Annotated in this window: 17 protein-coding genes; 11 read left to right on the top strand and 6 right to left on the bottom strand. The window is 46.3% G+C overall.

Annotated elements, in window-relative coordinates; genetic code table 11:
• Nucleotides 1-58 precede the first annotated feature (58 nt).
• The 3 genes from QUA24_RS07060 (at nucleotide 59) to panB (ending at nucleotide 1,933) form a co-directional block, all read left to right on the top strand.
• Nucleotides 59-475: a hypothetical protein gene (locus tag QUA24_RS07060; RefSeq protein WP_333228367.1), complete on the top strand. Its 417-nt coding sequence runs from the start codon at nucleotides 59-61 to the stop codon at nucleotides 473-475.
• 153 nt (nucleotides 476-628) lie between these two features.
• On the top strand, nucleotides 629-1,045 hold the full coding sequence (locus QUA24_RS07065; protein ID WP_333228369.1) for an aspartyl protease family protein: 417 nt from the start codon (nucleotides 629-631) through the stop codon (nucleotides 1,043-1,045).
• 111 nt (nucleotides 1,046-1,156) lie between these two features.
• A complete protein-coding gene (gene panB / locus QUA24_RS07070) occupies nucleotides 1,157-1,933 on the top strand; it encodes a 3-methyl-2-oxobutanoate hydroxymethyltransferase (RefSeq protein ID WP_333228371.1) in 777 nt (258 codons plus the stop codon).
• A gap of 61 nt (nucleotides 1,934-1,994) precedes the next feature.
• On the opposite strand, the gene tatA is transcribed toward panB, so the two are convergent.
• Nucleotides 1,995-2,186, bottom strand: a complete 192-nt coding sequence (gene tatA / locus QUA24_RS07075; RefSeq protein WP_006632937.1) for a twin-arginine translocase TatA/TatE family subunit — start codon at nucleotides 2,184-2,186, stop codon at nucleotides 1,995-1,997.
• A 128-nt stretch (nucleotides 2,187-2,314) separates the two neighbouring features.
• Here tatA and QUA24_RS07080 point away from each other — a divergent pair, with 128 nt between their 5' ends.
• The 4 genes from QUA24_RS07080 to QUA24_RS07095 all read left to right on the top strand — a co-directional run bounded on the left by QUA24_RS07080 (nucleotide 2,315) and on the right by QUA24_RS07095 (nucleotide 6,893).
• Entirely contained in the window at nucleotides 2,315-3,052 is a 738-nt protein-coding gene (locus QUA24_RS07080; RefSeq protein ID WP_190745633.1) for a phycocyanobilin:ferredoxin oxidoreductase, read from the top strand.
• Nucleotides 3,053-3,123: 71 nt separating this feature from the next.
• Nucleotides 3,124-4,767, top strand: coding sequence for an HlyD family efflux transporter periplasmic adaptor subunit (locus QUA24_RS07085; protein WP_333228374.1), 1,644 nt, complete (start codon nucleotides 3,124-3,126; stop codon nucleotides 4,765-4,767).
• A 172-nt stretch (nucleotides 4,768-4,939) separates the two neighbouring features.
• A complete protein-coding gene (devC, locus tag QUA24_RS07090) occupies nucleotides 4,940-6,100 on the top strand; it encodes an ABC transporter permease DevC (RefSeq protein WP_333213519.1) in 1,161 nt (386 codons plus the stop codon).
• 70 nt (nucleotides 6,101-6,170) lie between these two features.
• Nucleotides 6,171-6,893: a DevA family ABC transporter ATP-binding protein gene (locus tag QUA24_RS07095; protein ID WP_333228376.1), complete on the top strand. Its 723-nt coding sequence runs from the start codon at nucleotides 6,171-6,173 to the stop codon at nucleotides 6,891-6,893.
• A 17-nt stretch (nucleotides 6,894-6,910) separates the two neighbouring features.
• Here QUA24_RS07095 and QUA24_RS07100 read toward each other — a convergent pair whose 3' ends face one another.
• Nucleotides 6,911-7,822, bottom strand: a complete 912-nt coding sequence (locus QUA24_RS07100) for a hypothetical protein (protein WP_333228378.1) — start codon at nucleotides 7,820-7,822, stop codon at nucleotides 6,911-6,913.
• A 538-nt stretch (nucleotides 7,823-8,360) separates the two neighbouring features.
• Here QUA24_RS07100 and QUA24_RS07105 point away from each other — a divergent pair.
• The gene (locus QUA24_RS07105; protein ID WP_333228380.1) at nucleotides 8,361-10,442 is read left to right on the top strand and encodes a DNA polymerase III subunit gamma/tau; all 2,082 of its coding nucleotides are present in this window, start codon (nucleotides 8,361-8,363) and stop codon (nucleotides 10,440-10,442) included.
• A 138-nt stretch (nucleotides 10,443-10,580) separates the two neighbouring features.
• Here QUA24_RS07105 and clpX read toward each other — a convergent pair whose 3' ends face one another.
• The 3 genes from clpX to tig form a co-directional block, all read right to left on the bottom strand.
• Nucleotides 10,581-11,924, bottom strand: coding sequence for an ATP-dependent protease ATP-binding subunit ClpX (gene clpX / locus QUA24_RS07110; RefSeq protein ID WP_333054758.1), 1,344 nt, complete (start codon nucleotides 11,922-11,924; stop codon nucleotides 10,581-10,583).
• A 9-nt stretch (nucleotides 11,925-11,933) separates the two neighbouring features.
• Nucleotides 11,934-12,623: an ATP-dependent Clp endopeptidase proteolytic subunit ClpP gene (gene clpP, locus QUA24_RS07115; RefSeq protein WP_333041644.1), complete on the bottom strand. Its 690-nt coding sequence runs from the start codon at nucleotides 12,621-12,623 to the stop codon at nucleotides 11,934-11,936.
• Nucleotides 12,624-13,145: 522 nt separating this feature from the next.
• Nucleotides 13,146-14,561, bottom strand: a complete 1,416-nt coding sequence (gene tig / locus QUA24_RS07120) for a trigger factor (RefSeq protein ID WP_333228382.1) — start codon at nucleotides 14,559-14,561, stop codon at nucleotides 13,146-13,148.
• Between the two features lie 563 nt (nucleotides 14,562-15,124).
• Here tig and QUA24_RS07125 point away from each other — a divergent pair.
• The 3 genes from QUA24_RS07125 to QUA24_RS07135 all read left to right on the top strand — a co-directional run bounded on the left by QUA24_RS07125 (nucleotide 15,125) and on the right by QUA24_RS07135 (nucleotide 19,344).
• Nucleotides 15,125-16,168, top strand: a complete 1,044-nt coding sequence (locus tag QUA24_RS07125; RefSeq protein WP_333228384.1) for an aspartate-semialdehyde dehydrogenase — start codon at nucleotides 15,125-15,127, stop codon at nucleotides 16,166-16,168.
• Between the two features lie 107 nt (nucleotides 16,169-16,275).
• A complete protein-coding gene (gene dapA, locus QUA24_RS07130; RefSeq protein ID WP_333228386.1) occupies nucleotides 16,276-17,199 on the top strand; it encodes a 4-hydroxy-tetrahydrodipicolinate synthase in 924 nt (307 codons plus the stop codon).
• A 267-nt stretch (nucleotides 17,200-17,466) separates the two neighbouring features.
• On the top strand, nucleotides 17,467-19,344 hold the full coding sequence (locus QUA24_RS07135; RefSeq protein WP_333228388.1) for a ribonuclease J: 1,878 nt from the start codon (nucleotides 17,467-17,469) through the stop codon (nucleotides 19,342-19,344).
• A 344-nt stretch (nucleotides 19,345-19,688) separates the two neighbouring features.
• Here QUA24_RS07135 and QUA24_RS07140 read toward each other — a convergent pair whose 3' ends face one another.
• Nucleotides 19,689-19,964, bottom strand: a complete 276-nt coding sequence (locus QUA24_RS07140) for a MoaD/ThiS family protein (protein WP_006632924.1) — start codon at nucleotides 19,962-19,964, stop codon at nucleotides 19,689-19,691.
• Between the last annotated feature and the right edge of the window lie 59 nt (nucleotides 19,965-20,023).

A 20,023-nucleotide genomic window follows, 5' to 3' on the forward strand; every position in this document is an offset into this window, starting at 1 on the left:
GGGTTGAATCGTGCTAATTAAATCACTTTCAATTAAGTCAATTTCGAAGTTTTTAGGGGTGTGTGCATTAGCTATATCCCTTGTAATCGGTGGTTCCAATCTAGATAGTGCTACAGCGCGCGATTATGAATCTCGAACTCAAGCTGTGGATAGGTTTACGGATTGGTTTTTTTATAGAGTGAATCCTCAATTAGGAGACCGTAAATTGCGATCGGACGATTCTTCTGCCTACATCCGCGAATGGAATGCTATTCGTAATACAGTTGATCGAGAAATGATTACTACACAAGGAGATTGCGTCGGTGATGCTTTCTGGGACTTCGATTATCGCTCTCATGGGCGATCGCTCGATCGGATTGCAGATACAATTTGGGATATCCGCGATCCATCGGGTGACAAAACTCGTGCAGATGTTTCTAAACAAGAATGGCAGAAGCTTCGTCAATCAATAATTAGAGAGCATTTTTGCTATTAAGTTGCCATATTTGTCAATCCCATTTCAACAATAAATAACAACAGCGCTTTGAGTTACAAATATTGTTAAAATATAAAATAGGCAACCTCGATTGTAGATCATTTAGTCAAAAAGCAACGAAAACATTCTCTAGGAAAACAAAAGGATAAAAAAATGGGCCGAGTCACCGCAACAATAACCGTCACCAATCACATCGATGAAATTCTGGGAGAAAGAGGGTTCATCCCCGCAGAGCAAATACGCTCTATCACCATCGATAACGTCTTAGTCGATACAGGCGCAACTCGACTCTGCTTACCAGCAGATATTATCAGTCAGTTGGGTTTACCAATGCTAGGTGAAATCGACGGACATACGGCAATAGGAACCAGAAAATTTCGTCTGTTCAAAGATGTCACTCTTGCCGTAGCTGGCCGGGAAGGCAGGTATGATTGTGTAGAAATTCCCGCAGAAGAAGAACATTTACTGGGCTTAATTCCCCTCGAAGATTTGGGTTTAGAACCCGACTTGAAAAATCAGCGGTTGATTGTTTTGCCGGCGGAGGGAATACAAAGCTATATTCGCGTGTAAAATCCCGATAATTTCCATCTCTTTAGTCCGCGCAGGCAGACTTGGTTTGTGTAAAATCGGTTTCCAACCGCCGAATTATTTAAATATCTAATTATCTAAGAGTCAACGAAAATGTCAGTCACTACTCATCAATTAATTCACTGGAAACAACAAGGGCGGTCAATTGTCGCCCTGACAGCTTATGATTATGCGATCGCCCAACTCATCGATCAAGCAGGCGTAGATATCATCCTAGTCGGCGATTCCCTCGCCATGACAGTCTTAGGGTACGACACAACCCTACCCATAACCCTAGATGAAATGCTGCACCACGCTAAAGCTGTGCGCCGCGGAGTTAAACAAGGATTAATTGTGGTCGATTTGCCGTTTTTAACTTACCAAGAAAGTCCCCAGCAAGCCATGCACTCGGCCGGTAGAGCTTTGAAAGAAACCGGCGCTCAAGCTGTAAAATTGGAAGGTGGATATCCAGCAATGGCCGCCACAGTTTCGCAGCTAACATCCGCCGGAATTCCGGTGATGGGACACGTCGGTTTAACTCCGCAGTCGGTACACCAACTCGGCTACAAAAAACAAGGAAAAACGGCCCAAGCAGCCGATCGCATCATAGCAGAGTCGATCGCGCTTCAAGAAGCAGGTGCCTTTGCGATCGTCTTAGAACACATTCCCGCAGACTTAGCCGCTCAAATTACCCAAAAACTAACTATTCCCACGATTGGTATCGGCGCCGGGCCGCACTGCGACGGTCAAGTTTTAGTTACTTCCGATTTGTTGGGACTTTCCGAAAAACAGCCGCCTTTTGCGAAAGCTTACGCGAATTTGCGAGAAACGATTACCCAAGCTGTCACAGATTATTCCCTTGAAGTTAGAGAAGGCAAATTTCCCGAATAGGTTCTTAGTGAGGGCTTGAACCCTTAAAAAGGAGGACTAAAATCCTCACTACAAACCTAATTTACACTTTCGGCTGGCCCTCTTCCTCTTTATCCTTCTCAACAGCTTCATCCTCAGATTGACCAACCCCTTCCTTAAAACTCCGCAGCGTTTTGCCCAAAGCATTTCCTAACTCAGGAATCTTCTTGGGGCCGAAAATTAGTATGGCAACCACCGCAATAATGCCCATTTCGGGCAATCCCAGACCAAACATACAAAAACTCCTGTAAAACTTGCTCGATCTTAAGTCAATCTACTGATATTGTTAAAGTATCTACCTTTTTTCCTGCATCTTGCAACAGGAGAATCAAGTTTTATTAAGCTATCCCCCGATAAATAAGAATGTTAGAAATATCCCAGCCTTCTCTGCGCGACCAACAGCACCATCTCATCCGCGATTTAGCAGACCGGATGGAAGCAGTATGGCACCGCTATCTCGACCTCGAACCCTACCACCTGCCCGCTGAGTTGGGATACGTAGAAGGCCGCTTGGAAGGAGAAAAACTGATCATTGAAAACCGCTGCTATCAAACGCCGCAGTTCCGCAAAATACACCTCGAACTCGCTAAAGTCGGCCCCTTGCTTGACATTCTGCACTGCGTGATGTTTCCCAGACCGAATTATGCTTTGCCGATGTTCGGTACAGATATCGTAGCAGGCAAAGGCCAAGTTAGCGCCGCGATCGCAGACCTTTCTCCCCTCAATCCCGATCGAACTTTGTCGGAAACCTACCGAACCCAACTGGAAATTTTGCCGATTAAGCAATTTTCTAGCCCCCGCCAAATTCCCGAATGGGGGGATATTTTCTCAGAATTTTGCCTGTTTGTGCGGCCAGAGTCGATCGAAGAAAACAGTCGGTTTTTGGATATTGTTGAATCCTACGTTGAAATTCACTGCAAACAGGCAGTCGCTTCCGAACCAGTCTCTGCCGCCGAAGCATCGGAAATTCTAGACGCTCAAATTTACTACTGCACCCAGCAGCAGCAAAACGACAAAACCCGCCGCGTACTCGAAAAAGCTTTCGGTCAAGATTGGGCCGAACATTACATGACCGAGGTGCTTTTTGATATTCCTAAATAGCTGAATTTGGTTTACAATACTTAATAGTAGGTGGGCAAAACTTAATTAGGAAATCACCTACTTTAGAAGTCATGGGAAAGGAATCACGGGTCAAGGATAAATCATTTTTAAAACCCCCAGGACGAGGAATCATCGGTTTAGCGATAGCCGCCACTCTCATTACCACAGGAGTCGGTTTTTGGCAAGTATCTCAAGTTAGAAAAGCCGAAGAGTTAAAGGCGGCGGCTGCAACGGCTGCTGCAACTTCCGTCGCCACCCGCAACAGCGTTACCGCTTTGGGTAGGTTGACTCCGCAGGGGGAAGTGATCAAATTGTCGGCCCCTTCGGCGTCGGAGGGAGCAAGAATTGAACTGTTACAGGTCGAAGAGGGCGATCGAGTCAGTCAAGGACAAATCATAGCAGTTCTCGATACGCGCGATCGACTGCAAGCAATCCTCCAACAAGCCGACAAAGAAGTCAAAGTCAAACAAGCCGAATTAGCGAAAATTCAAGCAGGCGCAAAAACAGGCGTTGTCGGCGCCGGGAAAGCCGAAGTTGCCAAGTTTGAAGCACAAGTGCAAAGAGAAACCGAAGCCGAAGCAGCCAATGTCGCCCGCTTAGAAGCTCAACTGCGAAGAGAAACCGAAGCCGAACAAGCTAACGTCGCCAAATTCGAGGCCGCGCTGCAAAGAGAAACCGAAGCCGAACAAGCTAATCTTGCCAAATTTGAGGCACAACTCCAAAGAGAAACAGAGGTGCAGCAATCCAAATTGGCTAGGCTAGAAGCTCAATTGCGTGGCGAAATTGCCTCTCAAAACGCTACAGTCGATCGGCTAAAAGCCGAATTAGCCAACGCCGAAGCCGAGGAAAAACGCAATAAAGAACTCTCCGAAACAGGCGCAATTTCTGCTTCCGCCTACGACACCAAACGCTTAGCAGTAGAAACGGCTCGCCAGAGAGTCAAAGAAGCTCAAGCTGTATTAGAAAAAACAGTGCAAACTTTGCGTGAGGAAATAGTCGAAACTAAAGCCACAGTCAAACAAACAGTAGAAACAGGCCAGCAGGAAATCAATCAATCCCGAGCCAATCTCAGACGCAAGTTAGAAACAGGTAGGCAGGAAATTAACCAAGCCAGAGCAACCTTAAATCAAAAGATAGAAACAGGACGAGAACAAATCAATCAAGCCGAAGCAATACTCAAACAAAAAGCAGAAACTGGCCAAGAACAAATCAATCAAGCCAAAGCAAATCTAGACCAAATTGCCGAAGTACGTCCCGAAGACGTGCAAGCAGCCCAAGCCGCCGTAGAAAGTGCGATCGCCACCAAACAAAAAGCTCAAGTAGACTTAAACTTAAGTTACGTCAAAGCACCCGTATCCGGCTACATCCTCAAAGTTCACAGCCGACAAGGAGAACGTGTCAACACCCAAGACGGAATCGTAGAACTAGGCGGCACCGACCAAATGTACGCCGTAGCAGAAGTTTACGAAACCGACATCGCCAAAGTGCGAAACGGCCAGCGGGCTACCGTCAGCAGCCCCGTATTTGCAGGCACTTTGGAAGGAACAGTCGATCGCATCGGCAAACAAATCGGCAAAAAAGATGTCCTCAATACAGACCCCGCCGCCGACACCGACGCGAGAGTTATCGAAGTAAGAATTCGCCTCGATCCGGAATCGAGCAAAAAAGTTGCAGCCCTCACAAACTTGCAGGTTGAAGTCAAAATAGATATCTAAATTTTACCTTGACAGAACTTACGCATGGGGACTCAAGCAACGGGGTTTTTAACCGAGGTTAAGGTTTTGAATCAAATATAAGGGTAAAAAAACCGCTTCCTCAACACCCGTGCTTAAATCCTAAAATTATTCAATCCAAAACCCAAAATCTCAAATTTAAAATCGGAGGATTATGGCCAAAATACCACTAGCTTGGGCACAGTTAACCCGCGAAAAAATGCGCTTAGCCGTCGCACTAGCAGGCATTGGCTTCGCCGACTTGCTAATGTTTATGCAGTTCGGGTTTAGAGACGCGCTATTTGAAAGCTCCATCACCTTTCACTCAAAGTTAAAAGGGGATATTTTTATCACCAGCACTCAGTCAACGGCTTTAATAGCCATGAAAAGTTTTCCCCAGCGTCGCTTGTATCAAGCCTTGAGTTTTGACGGCGTTACAGCAATTAGTCCGGTATATTTAGGCTTTGGATTGTGGAAAAACCCCGATCCCAACCAGCGAAATACCCGCCAATTGATGGTAATCGGTTTTGACCCCGCTCATCCCATTTTTGATCTGCCTGAAATCCAAAATAATTTGGACAGAATCAAAATTTCAGATGTGGTTTTATTTGACCAAGCTTCCCGCCCGGAGTTTGGGCCGGTAGCAGAATATTTCAAACAGGGAAAAGTTGTTGAAACTGAAGTTGACAATCGCCGCGTTAAGGTAGATGGTTTATTTACTATAGGAGCCTCTTTCGGTGCCGACGGGAATCTTGTCACCAGCGATTTGAACTTTATGCGGATTTTTTCGACGCGGAGAACAAGAGGTTTAATCGATATAGGTATTGTTCACTTGCAGCCGGGTACAGATGTTAAGGCTGTTGTTGATAAAATGAGGGCAACGTTGCCGAATGATGTGAGGATTTCTACTAAAGAAGAGTTTGTAGATTTTGAAAAAAAATATTGGCAGGAAAGTACCTCAATCGGATTTGTTTTCACTCTCGGCGCGGCAATGGGATTTATCGTTGGGATAGTGATTGTTTATCAAATTCTTTATACTGATGTTACCGATCATTTACCCGAATACGCTACGCTAAAGGCGATGGGATACAAGGATATTTACTTTTTGGGTGTGGTGTTTCAAGAGGCTTTGATTTTGGCAATTATTGGTTATTTGCCAGGGTTTGGAGTTTCTTTGGTGCTGTACAATTTAGGGAGAAGTGCTACGAGTTTACCGATGTATATGACTTTGGCGAAAGCTATGACTGTTTTTATTATGACAGTTGTCATGTGTGCTGTGTCCGGGGCGATCGCAGTTAGGAAGTTGCAGGCTGCTGACCCGGCGGATATTTTTTAAGGAAGGAAGAAGAAAGAAGGAAGAAGGAAATACCAATTATCAATTACGAATTAACAGCTACAAATTACGAATGAATACTTTACCAGTTGTCTCAATTAAAAATCTCAATCATTCTTTCGGCGAAGGACAACTTCGCAAACAGACATTATTTGATATCAACCTCGAAATTTATCCGGGCGAAATCGTGCTGATGACTGGGCCTTCGGGGTCTGGTAAAACCACATTGTTAACCTTGATTGGAGCTTTGCGATCGATCCAAGAAGGTAGTCTGAAAATTCTCGACCAAGAATTGCGGGGAACGCCGAAAAATAAATTAGTTAAAGTCCGCCGCGACATCGGCTATATTTTCCAAGCTCACAATTTGCTCAAATGCTTGACAGCTAGGCAAAATGTGCAAATGTCCCTCGACCTACACAACCATCTTTCTCCCCAAGAAACTAATGATAAAATAGAAGGAATGCTGGAAGCTGTAGGCTTGGGAGAAAGAATAGATTATTACCCGGACAGTCTTTCTGGTGGTCAGAAACAAAGAGTTGCGATCGCCCGCGCATTAGTCAGCCAGCCGAAATTAGTCTTAGCAGATGAACCCACAGCAGCACTAGACAGTAAATCAGGTCGAGATGTAGTAGAAATTATGCGAGGTTTGGCCAAAGAACAGCACTGTACTATTTTGCTTGTCACCCACGACAACCGCATTTTAGATATAGCCGATCGCATTATTCACATGGAAGACGGCTACCTCGCACAAGACACATCAACAACGGTGACAACCGGCGTTCTTTGGGGAAAATAATATTAACTCACCTCAACTTATTTCCGAGAACCGGGACGCTTTGCTCCTACCTTGGCAGGACTTTTCGTTGCACCTTTGGCGGGAGTTTTAGAACTACTTTTGCCACTTTTTTGACCCTTAACTCCTACCAATTGGCTATCATTGGCATTTGTAGGTCTGCCGGCCGGCGTTCTCGTAGTCCTAAAGGTAACATTCACCCCTTCATTCGACTGTTCCAAAACCAACATCGGCGTCGGCTTGGCTTTTTGATCCCACTCAATATGAACGATGCGACCTTGAATAGTCGGCTGCCAACTGTCGTGGTCGTCTGAAGGACTCAGATAAGTTTCCAAACAGTCAATAATTTGATTAATTGTTGCTGATGTTGCCTGAGTCGGCAGTTTCATCAGCTTAATTTGAATCCGAAACAGCACTCGTTTTTCTATTTTTACCGCCGGATCGCCAGTTTCGTATTCGATATCAAACATCGAATCCACTTGCCTGCCACTGCCCGCATTCCCGTTTTTATCTCCCACTGCCCCCTGAGTCGGACGCAGGGCAATACTAATTTTTTCTTTAACTTTTACCTTGATCTGGTTCACAATGGCAAAGTGAAATACTTCTTCCGCCATTCGCATTCTCAGGTAGTCTAAATTAAAGTCTCGTGAGTGGATAAGGTCGGGATTCTTTTCCATCTTTAACATGGTTTCCAGAGCCATTTTGTATTTTTTCTGGAGTTCTCGATTTCTAAACTCCTCAAATTTGAGCTTTTTACTCAAATCGTCGAGTTTTAGCTTGGTAAACACCGCTAAACCGATAAGCAATAACAACAGTAATCCCGACGCTCCCATGAAGAGTTGGTCTGAGGACGGATCTCCGGGTTTAGCCTGTTTAGGTTTGGGAGAGGCTACTGCCAACCTTGGTTCTACAAGGATTATTTGGGTTGACATGGGCTTTTAAAGGGTAAAATTTGACGCTATATTTATACAGGACTCCAGAGTAGAGCTGGTAGTGCAACTGGATCAACCAACATTGACATCATTCCACCATCATCTTGGTACAACTGGATTTCTGCAACTGGAGCACGCACCCTCTAATTAATACTTTATCTTTAACTGCAAGCCAGTTTCCGAAATATCGGAAAATCGCGTGCTGGTACTGACCAATTGAAATGGTGAATTGTCTGTAATATATTATACCAATACAGCTAAAAAAAATGTTTGTTCGGAGGTCTCCTTTTCTAGAAAAATAAAAAGAAATACACATAAATTAATAGTAACTCTGGGAGCCAGCAGCGGAAAACATCAAGCAAAACAGCCGATCGCCCGGACGATCGAGGGGCGGACGTTAGGAGGGTGCTAATTCCTACTGTTTGCTCACGGACGCCGTGTAAGCCCACCGGGCGGCTTGCTGTGAAAGTCTAGCTCTGGTGCGATCGAACAACGTCTCCTTAGCTAAGATTACAGCTAATACCACCAATATTCGATCGTGACCTACGAACCCCTGCATCACAAATATCGCCCTCAGACATTTGCCGAATTAGTCGGTCAAGAGGCGATCGCCCAAACCCTCACCAGCGCCATCCTACAAGAGCGCATAGCACCAGCATATCTATTCACCGGCCCCAGAGGCACCGGTAAAACCTCTAGTGCCAGAATTTTCGCCAAATCTCTCAACTGTATTTCTACGGTTGCCCCTACCCCGACACCCTGTGGCAAATGCAACGTTTGCCAAGAAATTGCCCGAGGTTCGACACTAGATGTCATCGAAATTGACGCAGCCAGCAACACCGGAGTAGATAACATTCGGGATTTGATCGAACGAGCTCAATTTGCCCCCGTACAATGCCGCTATAAAGTATATGTAATCGACGAAGTTCATATGCTCAGTACCCAGGCATTTAATGCCTTATTGAAAACATTAGAAGAACCACCCGATCGCGTTGTATTCGTCCTCGCCACAACCGACCCACAAAGAGTATTACCAACTATTATTTCTCGGTGCCAAAAGTTCGACTTTCGCCGCATCCCCCTCGACGCAATGATTGCTCACTTGCACAAAATTGCCCAATTAGAAAATATCAATATTGCCAGTGACGCAGTACAAATGGTTGCTCAAATTGCCCAAGGAGGTCTGCGAGATGCCGAAAGTTTGCTCGACCAACTGAGCTTATTTCCCGGTCAAGTAACAGTCGAAAAAGTTTGGGATTTAGTCGGCGCGGTTCCCGAAAATGATTTAATGGATTTGCTACAAGCTATTGATACAGATAACGCTACAGCACTAATAGACATGACTCGCCACCTCATGGATCGCGGCCGGGAACCGCTAATCGTGCTGCAAAGTCTCGCCAGCTTTTACCGAGATTTGCTAATAGCCAAAGCTGCACCAAAGCGGTCAGATTTAGTAGCTTTAACATCAGCAACTTGGGAAAAACTGGGGGATTTTGCCCGCAGTTGGGATGCGGAGTTGATTTTGGCAGGTCAGAAACATTTGCAAACCCACGAAGTGCAAATTAAAAACACTACTCAGCCACGTTTGTGGCTGGAAGTAACGCTGTTGGGATTATTGCCCTCAGCAATTAGAACTCAGCCACAACCAACAGCAGAACCAGCTAAAAATGTTGCTCAACCACCACAAAATCACCCCCCCCAACCCAGGGCGGGCACGGAGGCACCGCCCCTACAATCGGGGGGCAGCCAGACATCTAATATTGAACAATCTTCAGTTCCCAATTCGCAAAATCCTCCACCTCAGTCGCAGCCGGTGGCTAATCGAACAGAAAGCACACCTCCTGCTGCGATTCCCGTACCTGTACCAACTGCTGAAACGAATCAAACAAATTATTCATCGACTAATTCAGCCGATGAAATCGATTTAAATCGAGTGTGGGAACAGGTACTTGACCGCGTGCGACCGCATGGAACTCAATCGCTGCTTCGCCAACATGGACAGCTAGTAATTTTTAGCAATGATACTGCTTATGTTAAGATTAGTTCGCAGCCGTTGCTCAATATGGTTAAAGACAAAGTAGCTAATATTGCAGAAGCTTTTTTGCAAATTTTTAACCGTCGAGTAACAGTAAAAGTGGGATTGACAAATCCCGCTGAAACTAATAGTTCCCGCGCCCAGGATTTGCCCACTTCTAACGGACGTGTTGGCGAAAATCCCAGGAATTCTCATCCTGTGAGTGATGCGGGCCAACAGGTGCACAAGTCTGCGGATTCTGAGATTACAGATGATTTTTTGGGGAAGGGTAGAGAAGAACAAAAACACCCGCCAGCGCCTGAAAATACCGCCGTTAATGTGCCCCTAATTTCCGAATCACGATCGCCCACAAACGGTTCTACAAACTCTCAAAATGACTTTAACGCTCAGGCTATAGCGGTGCGTGATGATGCGCGAGATGTCGCGAATACGGCTAGGCAATTGGCTGATATGTTTGACGGGCAAGTAGTCAATTTGTCGGATGACTTGGAGATTTGGGAGTCGGAAACTTTTAGATTGGAATCTGAACCGGATTTTTCCGAGTTATCTTCTGAGTTAGGTGAGGATGATTTTATAGATTGGTAAGTATATCACTAAAAAAAACCGAGAAACCCGGTTTTTTTAGTAGGGGCGCTGCTAAGAGTGGCTGCCCTTCCAGGTTTCTTAATACCCTAAAAGTTTTAGGTTGAATTAGAGTCACCTAGTGATTGTGAATATCTACTTTTAAGCTGACTCTGGCTTGGGCAGCGAAGACGGAAGTACCAACAACTCGGCGGTCGATCGCTTCTCAACCATTTCCTTAGTAATCGTACACCGGGCAACATCCTTGCGCGACGGCAACTCGTACATCACATCCAACATCAATTCTTCGACAATTCCCCGCAGCGCCCGTGCTCCAGTTTTGCGGCGGTATGCTTCCTGGGCGATCGCCCGAATCGCCTCTGGCTTAAAGTCCAACTGCACATTATCCATCTTCAGCAGCTTTTGATACTGCTTAACCAAAGCATTGCGCGGTTCCGTTAAAATCGCCATCAGCGTTTCCTCATCCAGCGGTTCCAGCACCGCAGCCACAGGCACCCGCCCAATAAACTCAGGAATCATCCCAAACTTCACTAAATCATCCGGTTCCAGTTGCTTGAGTACATCAGCAGCCCGCTTTTCCTTCGGCTGAGCTTCTCCCGGCTGAATAAAACCCATTGACTTTTTACCCGTTCTCTGCTCTATCACTTTCTCAAGACCGACAAAAGCACCGCCGCAGATAAACATGATATTGCTAGTGTCAATTTGGATGCAGTCTTGGTAGGGATGCTTGCGGCCACCTTGGGGAGGTACATTGGCGATCGTCCCCTCCAGCATTTTCAGCAGCGCCTGCTGCACGCCTTCACCTGACACATCCCGCGTAATCGAAGGATTTTCGCTTTTGCGGGCTATTTTGTCAATTTCATCAATATAAATAATTCCGCGCTGCGCCTCTTCCACATCCATATCTGCTACTTGCAGCAGCCGCAGCAAAATATTTTCCACATCTTCCCCGACATAGCCCGCTTCCGTCAGCGTCGTCGCGTCAGCCACCGCAAACGGCACGTCCAGCATATCTGCCAAAGTCTGAGCTAGCAGAGTTTTTCCGCAGCCCGTCGGCCCGATTAACAAAATATTCGATTTTTGCAGTTCTACTTCTTCCGGCGGGTGCTTGCCGCTATTTTTTGCATGGATAAAGCTGAGGCGCTTGTAGTGGTTGTAAACTGCCACCGAGAGCACCTTTTTCGCCTCATCTTGCCCGATCGCATTTTCGTCGAGATAATTTTTAATTTCCCTCGGCTTGGGAATTTGGCTCAGCGACATACTTTTGCCCGAAGTACCGCGGCGCTTTTGCGTCGTTTCCTGCTTCGGAGCCACCGCCGCTGCGGGTACTGCACTCGAATCAAACAACTCCTCATCTAAAATTTCATTGCACAAGTCAACGCATTCGTCGCAGATATACACCCCTGGTCCTGCGATCAACTTGCGTACTTGCTCTTGAGACTTGCCACAAAACGAACATTTTAGATGGGAGTCGTACTTAGACATAACAGCCTCTTAATTCAGTGCAGTGACATTCTCTCCCGCCGTCGGAAGGTTTTCCTTAGCGATAACTCGATCGACCAAACCGTAATTTTTGGCTTCCTCGGCTGACATAAAAAAGTCGCGCTCTGTATCCGCCTCTAATTTGTCGATCGGTTGACCTGTGTGGTGCGCTAGCAGTTGATTCAGCTTACGCTTATGATAAAGGATTTCTTTGGCTTGAATCTCAATATCAACTGCTTGACCTTGAGCGCCTCCAAGCGGCTGGTGAATCATAATTCGGGAACTCGGAAGAGACATCCGCTTACCGTGGGCTCCTGCTGTCAGTAGAAATGCGCCCATACTCGCTGCCAAACCGTAACAAATCGTCACCACATCCGGGCGGATTTGCTGCATTGTGTCATAAATTGCCATGCCGGCCGTCACCGAGCCGCCGGGGGAATTAATGTACATTTGGACATCTTTTTCTGGGTCTTCGGCATCTAGATACAATAGCTGAGCCACTATTGAGTCAGCAACTTCGTCGGTTACGGGAGTTCCTAAAAACACAATTCGCTCCCGCAGCAAGCGCGAGTAAATGTCAAAAGCCCGCTCGCCCATCCCCGACTGTTCTAGTACCATCGGCACTACATTGCTGGGGCTGGAACTGACATCAAAATCGTTATAGCTTGTAATTAGGTAATTGGAAGATTGAGATACAACCATAAGACACCAGTCAAGGATTCTAGACAATTTGCTGCTGCTGATGAAAGCTTTAAATTAAGCCGCCAGCTTTTAACTATTATGCCTCTTCTGAACAGATATCGGGGGAATGGGGAATGGGGAATGGGGCATTGGGCATTGGCCATTGGGTATAGTCGAGCAAAAATCTTGTGACTATTTAACCCAAATTCAACAGTAGCTCGACATTAAACGTAAAATTCGATCGCAATTCAGATACCCCCGATCGATCCCCGCCGTAGGGACACTCCAAGGCCCCATTAGTGTCCACTTAAGCTTTCAGCCCGCCAAGTCCACCAGTGGACCCGCTAGTCCGCCAGGGAATGAATTCCACGGGGCTTATAGCTAAAGTCCTCGCTATGAGGACTAATGGATTATTCAGTCCTCATAGCGAGGACTTTAGCTTTGAGGCAGGGGTTTAAACCCCTGCCGGACTGCGGGTTTAACGTGTTTGTTGACACGAAGAAGGGCTGGCGTGCGGTGTCCCTACTACTTTGATTCTGCGCCCTAATCTTCGCCTACGACTTCCACTTCAACGCTCGTGGCTGCTTCTGCTGAATCTTCAGCGTCCGATTCTTCTGATTCTTCTGCTGCAGGAGTCAGAGAGCCTTCAGGTACGAGTTCGATTGTTCCTTTTTCTTCCAACCATTTCAGGGTTTTTTGTTTGAGCAAGTCTTCTGCTACAAATTCCTGCAACCTTTGGGGGTCAAAATCTCCTTTGGGAAACTGCTTTCTGATTTTTGCTACTTCTGCTTTTACTTCTGCTGGTTCAACAGATAAGGATTCCAGCTTGGCTACTTCTGCCAGAGCTAAATTCTGCTTGAGGCGCTCGATTGCTTCCGGGCGCGAGCGTTCCCGCATCGGGCCCATATTTTCTTCGGTAAACAGTTGGTTGATATCTATGCCGTAATTTCTCAATTGGACGGCTTGTTGATTCAACAAATAATCGATTTCGCGATCGACCATTGTTTCGGGAATTTCCACTTCTATTAGCTGCACGAGGGCTGCTGATATAGCTTTTTCCTTATTAGCGGATGTCTTGTTTTCTTGGTCTGCTTTAAACCGAGTTTCGAGCGATTCGCGCAGTTCGGCTAAAGTTTCAAACTCGCTGACTTCTTGCGCGAAGTCGTCGTCCAACTCCGGCAATTCTTTTTCCTTAAGTTCTTTGAGAGTAATCGTAAAGACTGCGGGTTTTCCGGCTAATTCTTCACTGCTATACTCTTCGGGGAACTGCACAGAAACTTCTCTAGTTTCTCCTGGATTCATCCCGATCATGCCTTGGATAAAGCCCGGTACAAACTGATTTTCCGATAATTCTACTTGGAAGTCTTCTGCTTCGCCACCAGGAATTTCTGCGGGAGTTTCGCCTTCTGCTGCTTCTGCAAATCTACCGGAGAAATCAACCAAAGCCGTGTCTCCCAACTGAGCCGGCCGGCCTTCTACGGGGATTAAAGTAGCTTTGTCCGATCGATATTTTGCCAGTACCTCATCTACCTGAGCCTCATCATACTTAGCTTCTTCTGCTTGAAGCTGCAAACCTGTGTACTGACCCATTTTCACTTCGGGTTGTACGTCAACCTTCGCCGAAAAAATCAGAGGCTGTTCTGGATCGAACTTAGCTAGTAATTCTTCAAACTCGGTGCGAAGTTCAAAACTGCCAATTGCAGCAATTTTTTCTTGTTCGAGGGCTTTTTGCAGGGAATCATTAATCAAATTTTCCAAAGCCGTCGCCTTCAAACGAGTCTGGCCTAGGCGCTGTAGCAAAACTTGACGGGGAACTTTGCCTTTGCGGAACCCAGGAATATTAACCTCGCGAGCAAATTGTTTAATTACTTGCTCGTAAGCTTGTTTTGACTTTTCTGACGGTACTTCGATTTCCAGACCAATTTGGCTAGCTGGAAGTTTTTCCTGGGTTACTTTCATCGGCTTTTTTGATATTTAACAATAGTGTAATAAAATACATACAAATCTGACTTTGCCTGCATTTTAATTTTGTACGCTTTGACTCGTAACGGCACAACTACAACACCTTTACCGGATGAGACTGTAAGTCATTGCCGGCTACTTTTTTGGCTCTTGCCAAATAGTTTTGGTTTGAGGATACTAGCTTTTGCTGCTAGGAATGTGGAGGTTAAGTCCACTAATTGCCGATGCACCATAGCACATATCGCCCTGTGATGTCAATCTTGCCGGCCTCTGCGGCCAGTCAAAGTCAATAGATGCGCCTGCGAAAATGCAGATATATCCCAAAACTTAACCGGATGCGGATTGGGCGTGGGCGAGCGGCAAAAGATGCTAAACTGGCATTGGGTACGATCGCCCGGATCAATCGGGAAGTTCGATCGCCCTTTTAGGTTAACTGCACCATTGCTATCCTCTCATGCTCCTGATATCGCATAACATTAATTAAGTTTGATATTGAGAATTGCAGTTATTTAAATTTTTGATTTTGATCGTTTAGACTTTAATTTTTGGAGGAAACTAATTTGTCTCAATCCTATCGAGTTGCCATTTTAGGAGCCACCGGCGCAGTGGGGGCCGAGTTGCTAGAACTCTTGCACAGCCGGAGTTTTCCGATTTCTAACTTGAAGCTGCTGGCTTCGGAACGTTCAGCAGGCACAACTTTGCCTTTTGGCGGCGAGATGCTGCCGGTCGAAGCAGTGTCGGCGCGATCTTTTGATAATGTAGATCTGGTGCTCGCCTCTGCCGGCGGTTCTACTTCTAAATTATGGGCTCCGCAAGCGGTGGCAGCCGGGGCAGTGGTAATTGACAATTCTAGCGCCTTCCGCATGGATGCGACGGTACCGCTAGTGGTTCCCGAAGTCAATCCCCAAGCAGCAGCAGCTCACCGAGGTATAATTGCTAATCCCAACTGCACGACTATTTTGATGGCAGTTGCCGTTTGGCCACTTCACAAAGTTAGGCCAATACAGCGCATCGTTGTAGCGACTTACCAGTCTGCCAGCGGGGCGGGGGCGAGGGCAATGGAGGAAATGAAAGCTCAAGCAAGAGCAATTTTGCAGGGGGAAACGCCCAAAACAGATATATTTCCCTACCCCTTAGCATTTAATTTGTTTCCGCACAACACCCCGATTAACGATTTGGGGTATTGTGAAGAAGAGATGAAAATGGTAAACGAAACTCGGAAGATATTTGGTACGGACGAGATTAAAATTACGGCAACTTGTGTGCGGGTTCCCGTACTGCGGGCTCATTCGGAAGCGATTAATCTAGAGTTTGCAGAGCCTTTTAGCGCGATCGAGGCCAGGGAAATCTTAAAGCAGGCAAGCGGAGTTAAGCTGGTAGAAGACTGGCAAGCTAATTATTTCCCGATGCCCGCAGAAGCCAGCGGTAAGGATGACGTGTTAGTTGGCAGGATTCGCCAAGATATTTCTCACCCCTGCGGGTTGGAGATGTGGCTGTCTGGCGATCAAATCCGCAAAGGAGCGGCTTTAAATGCGGTGCAGATAGCTGAGTTGCTGGTTCAAAAAAATTTGTTGCGAACCCAAGTGGCGGCGGCTTCTAATTAAGGGGAACCCTGGCAATTTGGAAATTGAAATTGGGGATTTTAGATAAACCTTTCATCTGAAATCAAAAATTTAAAATCAAAAATCAACAGTCTAAAATCGGAGAAAGTGTGGTAAAGTTTGGACGGGTTCTGACTGCAATGATTACGCCGTTTAAGGAAGACGGCAGTGTTAACTATGCGGTAGCAGAACAATTGGCAGTTCATTTAGCCGATCGCGGTACAGATAGCTTGGTAGTGTGCGGAACTACTGGCGAGTCTCCCACTATGACCTGGGATGAAGAGTACGAATTATTTCAGGTGGTACAAAAGGCGGTGGCCGGTAAGGCGTTGGTAATCGCAGGAGCCGGATCGAATTCTACTTCAGAAGCAGTCGCAGCTACGAAAAAAGCAGCTAAACTCGGGTTAGATGGTTGTTTGCAGGTGGTTCCTTATTACAACAAACCCCCGCAAGAAGGTTTATATAATCATTTTCGGGCGATCGCGCAATCTGCTCCAGAATTGCCTATAATGTTATATAACATCCCCGGTCGCACTGGTCAAAATATGTTGCCGGAGACGGTGGCTAGATTGGCAGAAATCCCCAACATTGTGGCCGTAAAAGAAGCAAGTGGCAACTTGGATCAAGCAAGTCAAATTCGGTGCTTGACATCCCCTGAATTTGCCATCTATTCTGGAGATGATTCCCTAACTTTGCCAATGTTGGCGGTAGGAGGATCTGGTGTAGTTAGCGTAGCCAGCCATCTGGTAGGAGAGCAACTGCAACAGATGATCAAAGCTTTCGAGGCCGGTCAAGTTCAAGTCGCTACCCAGATTCACTTGCAACTTTTTGACCTGTTTAAAGCTCTTTTTCTAACCACAAATCCCATTCCCGTCAAGACAGCTCTCAAACTTCAAGGCTGGGATGTAGGTTCCACCCGTCCGCCCCTGTGCGATCCGCCCGTTGAGGTAACTCAAAAGTTAAAGGACGTACTGAGTCAGCTAGCAGCAGTATCAGCTAGCAAGACGAGCGAGAACGAGTTTTCAGACAACTGAATATTGGTTGTTATCAGTCATTAGTTCTGAGTCATCAGTCATTAGTAATTAAGTGTTAGTAAGTAGCTAACAGTCAAGGATTAAAGACTGAAGATAGAAGAATGAAGGCCAAAGACAACTGACTGTACGGGAGAGTAAAACCCGCCAGGGATTTTTCCATAAATATTGGGAAAAATATCGCCCTACCAACGAACAGTAGACGAAAGACGAAAGACGAAAGACCACAGACCACAGACCAATAACAAAAATAACTAAGAAAGGATACGCATGATCAAAAATACAACTGCATCTGCTCTAAAAGTAATTCCCCTCGGCGGGCTGCACGAAATTGGTAAAAACACTTGTGTGTTCGAGTACGGCGACGAAATCATTCTTTTAGATGCCGGTTTAGCGTTCCCGACAGATGGAATGCACGGGGTAAATATTGTCCTTCCAGACATGACTTACCTGCGGGAAAACAGCCACAAAATTAAAGGTATGATCGTGACTCACGGTCACGAAGACCACATCGGGGGAATTCCTTACCACCTCAAACAATTTGAAATTCCGGTCATCTACGGCCCCCGTTTGGCGATGGCTTTGCTAGCCGGAAAACTCGAAGAAGCAGGAGTGTCTCACCGCACTGAATTAAGAACGGTTAGACCCAGGGATACTGTCAGAATTGGCAAGAATTTCTTAGTCGAATACATACGCAACACTCACTCGATGGCCGACAGTTTTACTGTGGCAATTCACACTCCCGTTGGAATTGTGATCCACACCGGAGACTTTAAAATTGACCACACTCCTGTAGACGGCGAGCATTTTGATTTGCAAAAGCTGGCCGAGTACGGCGAGAGAGGCGTGCTTTGCTTGATCAGCGATTCTACTAACTCGGAAGTTCCTGGTTTTACCGCTTCGGAAAGTTCTGTGGCGCCGAATTTAGACAGAATTATCGCTCAAGCACCGGGACGAGTGATGCTGACGACTTTTGCTTCGTCGGTACACCGATTGCAAATAGTTTTGGACTTGGCTAAGAAAAACAATCGGTATGTCGGAGTGGTTGGCCGGTCGATGCTTAACGTCATCGCTCACTGCCGCAATCTCGGCTACATCAAGTGCGAAGATAGTATTTTCAAACCGCTGAAAGAAATCCGCAATTTGGCTGAAGACAAGGTACTGATTTTAACTACGGGTTCCCAAGGCGAACCGATGGCGGCGATGACTCGCATTGCTAACGGCGAACATCACGAACTGAAAATCAGAAAGGGCGATACAGTCATTTTCTCAGCTAATCCGATTCCGGGAAATACGATCGCAGTGGTAAACACGATCGATAAACTGATGATGCTGGGAGCACACGTGGTTTACGGCCGCGACAAAGGCATTCACGTTTCGGGTCACGGTTGTCAAGAAGACCAAAAGTTAATGATTAACATGACTCGTCCCAAGTTCTTCTTGCCAGTGCACGGGGAACACCGGATGCTGATCCAGCACTCCAAGACTGCTCAAAGTATGGGCATTCCCGCTAGCAATATGGTGGTTATTGATAACGGCGATGTCGTAGAATTAACTGAAAATTCAATGCGAGTCGCTGGTCAAGTGCCTTCAGGAATTGAATTGGTAGATGCTTCTCGATCGGGCGTGGTCAAAGCTAGCGTCCTCAAGGAACGTCAGCAGTTAGCCGGAGATGGGGTTGTAACTGTAGCGGCGGCTTTGAATTGGGAAGGCAAATTAGTTGCTAAACCAGAAGTCCACTTGAAAGGTGTAGTGACATCAGCCGATCGCGCGGAGGTGATCAAATTAATCACTCAAACCATTGAAACAGTTTTGAGCGATCGCTGGTCAGAATTTGTCAAACCCGCCACTGCTGACTCGCAAGTTGACATTGACTGGGTAGGAGTGCAAACCCAAATAGAAAAAGCAATTCAGCGGGTGATGCGCCGGGAACTGCAAAGCAATCCGCTGCTGGTATTCCTGATGCAAATTCCTGAAGAAGCAGTGCGATCGGAAAAAGCAGCAGTATCTCCAGGTTCCCTGGAAGCACCTAAGCTATTATCATCGCAATCATCGCAATCATCGCAATCATCGCAATCATCGCCATCTCCTGCCAATCAGGTGACGGGCCGGCGCCGTCCCCGGACTGCTGCAAGGGCAGCTTCCTAGTGCGATAATTTTCGGACGCGCTGTGAACCAAGAAAGGAGTTTTAGGTTTGTAGTTGCGCTTGGACGCCCAAGCGCAACTATAAACCTAGATTTGATTGCATAAGTAGCTGCACCTCAAAAAATGTCAGTATAGATCGACCTAACTCCTGATATGAATTCCGGTTGTATTGGAATGATTACACCGAATGACAGCTACTTACCAACTCCGGGATTTGGTATGATTTTCTCGCTTAGCGAAAGAGTTGTTTTTTAACCGTAAATAAACGCAAATGAACGCAGATAGTTATTTAAATCTATCTGCGTTCATTTGCGTTCGTCTGCCTCAATCTGCGGTTAAAAATTAATCAACCACCAGCAACAGCAGGAACAATGCTGACTTCATCGCCATCTTGGAGGGCTGTTTTTGAGCCATCCAAAAAGCGGATGTCTTCGCTGTTGACGTAGAAGTTGAGAAATCTGCGGGGTTCTCCCTTTTCGTCGCACAGGCTTTTTTTGATTCCAGGACAATTTGTTTCCAGCGATTCAATTAGTTCGGAAATGTTATCGCCGGCGCATTCGATGGTGGCTTGATTGTTGGTAAATTTTTGCAGGGGAGTGGGAATTAAAACTTTGACGGTCATTTTTTTAGTCCTTAGTCAGTAGTCATTTATTAGTTATTAGTCCTCAGTCATTAGTCATC

Origin of the sequence: Microcoleus sp. Pol12B5, assembly GCF_036701335.1 — a bacterium.
Lineage (GTDB): Bacteria > Cyanobacteriota > Cyanobacteriia > Cyanobacteriales > Microcoleaceae > Microcoleus.

Bases quoted from the DNA above. Each gene is read 5' to 3' on its own strand.
- QUA24_RS07080 (WP_190745633.1), top strand. From the start codon at position 2,315: ATGTTAGAAATATCCCAGCCTTCTCTGCGCGACCAACAGCACCATCTC.
- QUA24_RS07100 (WP_333228378.1), bottom strand. From the start codon at position 7,822: ATGTCAACCCAAATAATCCTTGTAGAACCAAGGTTGGCAGTAGCCTCT.
- QUA24_RS07140 (WP_006632924.1), bottom strand. From the start codon at position 19,964: ATGACCGTCAAAGTTTTAATTCCCACTCCCCTGCAAAAATTTACCAAC.
- tatA (WP_006632937.1), bottom strand. From the start codon at position 2,186: ATGTTTGGTCTGGGATTGCCCGAAATGGGCATTATTGCGGTGGTTGCC.
- clpX (WP_333054758.1), bottom strand. From the start codon at position 11,924: ATGTCTAAGTACGACTCCCATCTAAAATGTTCGTTTTGTGGCAAGTCT.
- QUA24_RS07085 (WP_333228374.1), top strand. From the start codon at position 3,124: ATGGGAAAGGAATCACGGGTCAAGGATAAATCATTTTTAAAACCCCCA.
- tig (WP_333228382.1), bottom strand. From the start codon at position 14,561: ATGAAAGTAACCCAGGAAAAACTTCCAGCTAGCCAAATTGGTCTGGAA.
- QUA24_RS07135 (WP_333228388.1), top strand. From the start codon at position 17,467: ATGATCAAAAATACAACTGCATCTGCTCTAAAAGTAATTCCCCTCGGC.
- devC (WP_333213519.1), top strand. From the start codon at position 4,940: ATGGCCAAAATACCACTAGCTTGGGCACAGTTAACCCGCGAAAAAATG.
- QUA24_RS07065 (WP_333228369.1), top strand. From the start codon at position 629: ATGGGCCGAGTCACCGCAACAATAACCGTCACCAATCACATCGATGAA.
- panB (WP_333228371.1), top strand. From the start codon at position 1,157: ATGTCAGTCACTACTCATCAATTAATTCACTGGAAACAACAAGGGCGG.
- QUA24_RS07095 (WP_333228376.1), top strand. From the start codon at position 6,171: ATGAATACTTTACCAGTTGTCTCAATTAAAAATCTCAATCATTCTTTC.
- clpP (WP_333041644.1), bottom strand. From the start codon at position 12,623: ATGGTTGTATCTCAATCTTCCAATTACCTAATTACAAGCTATAACGAT.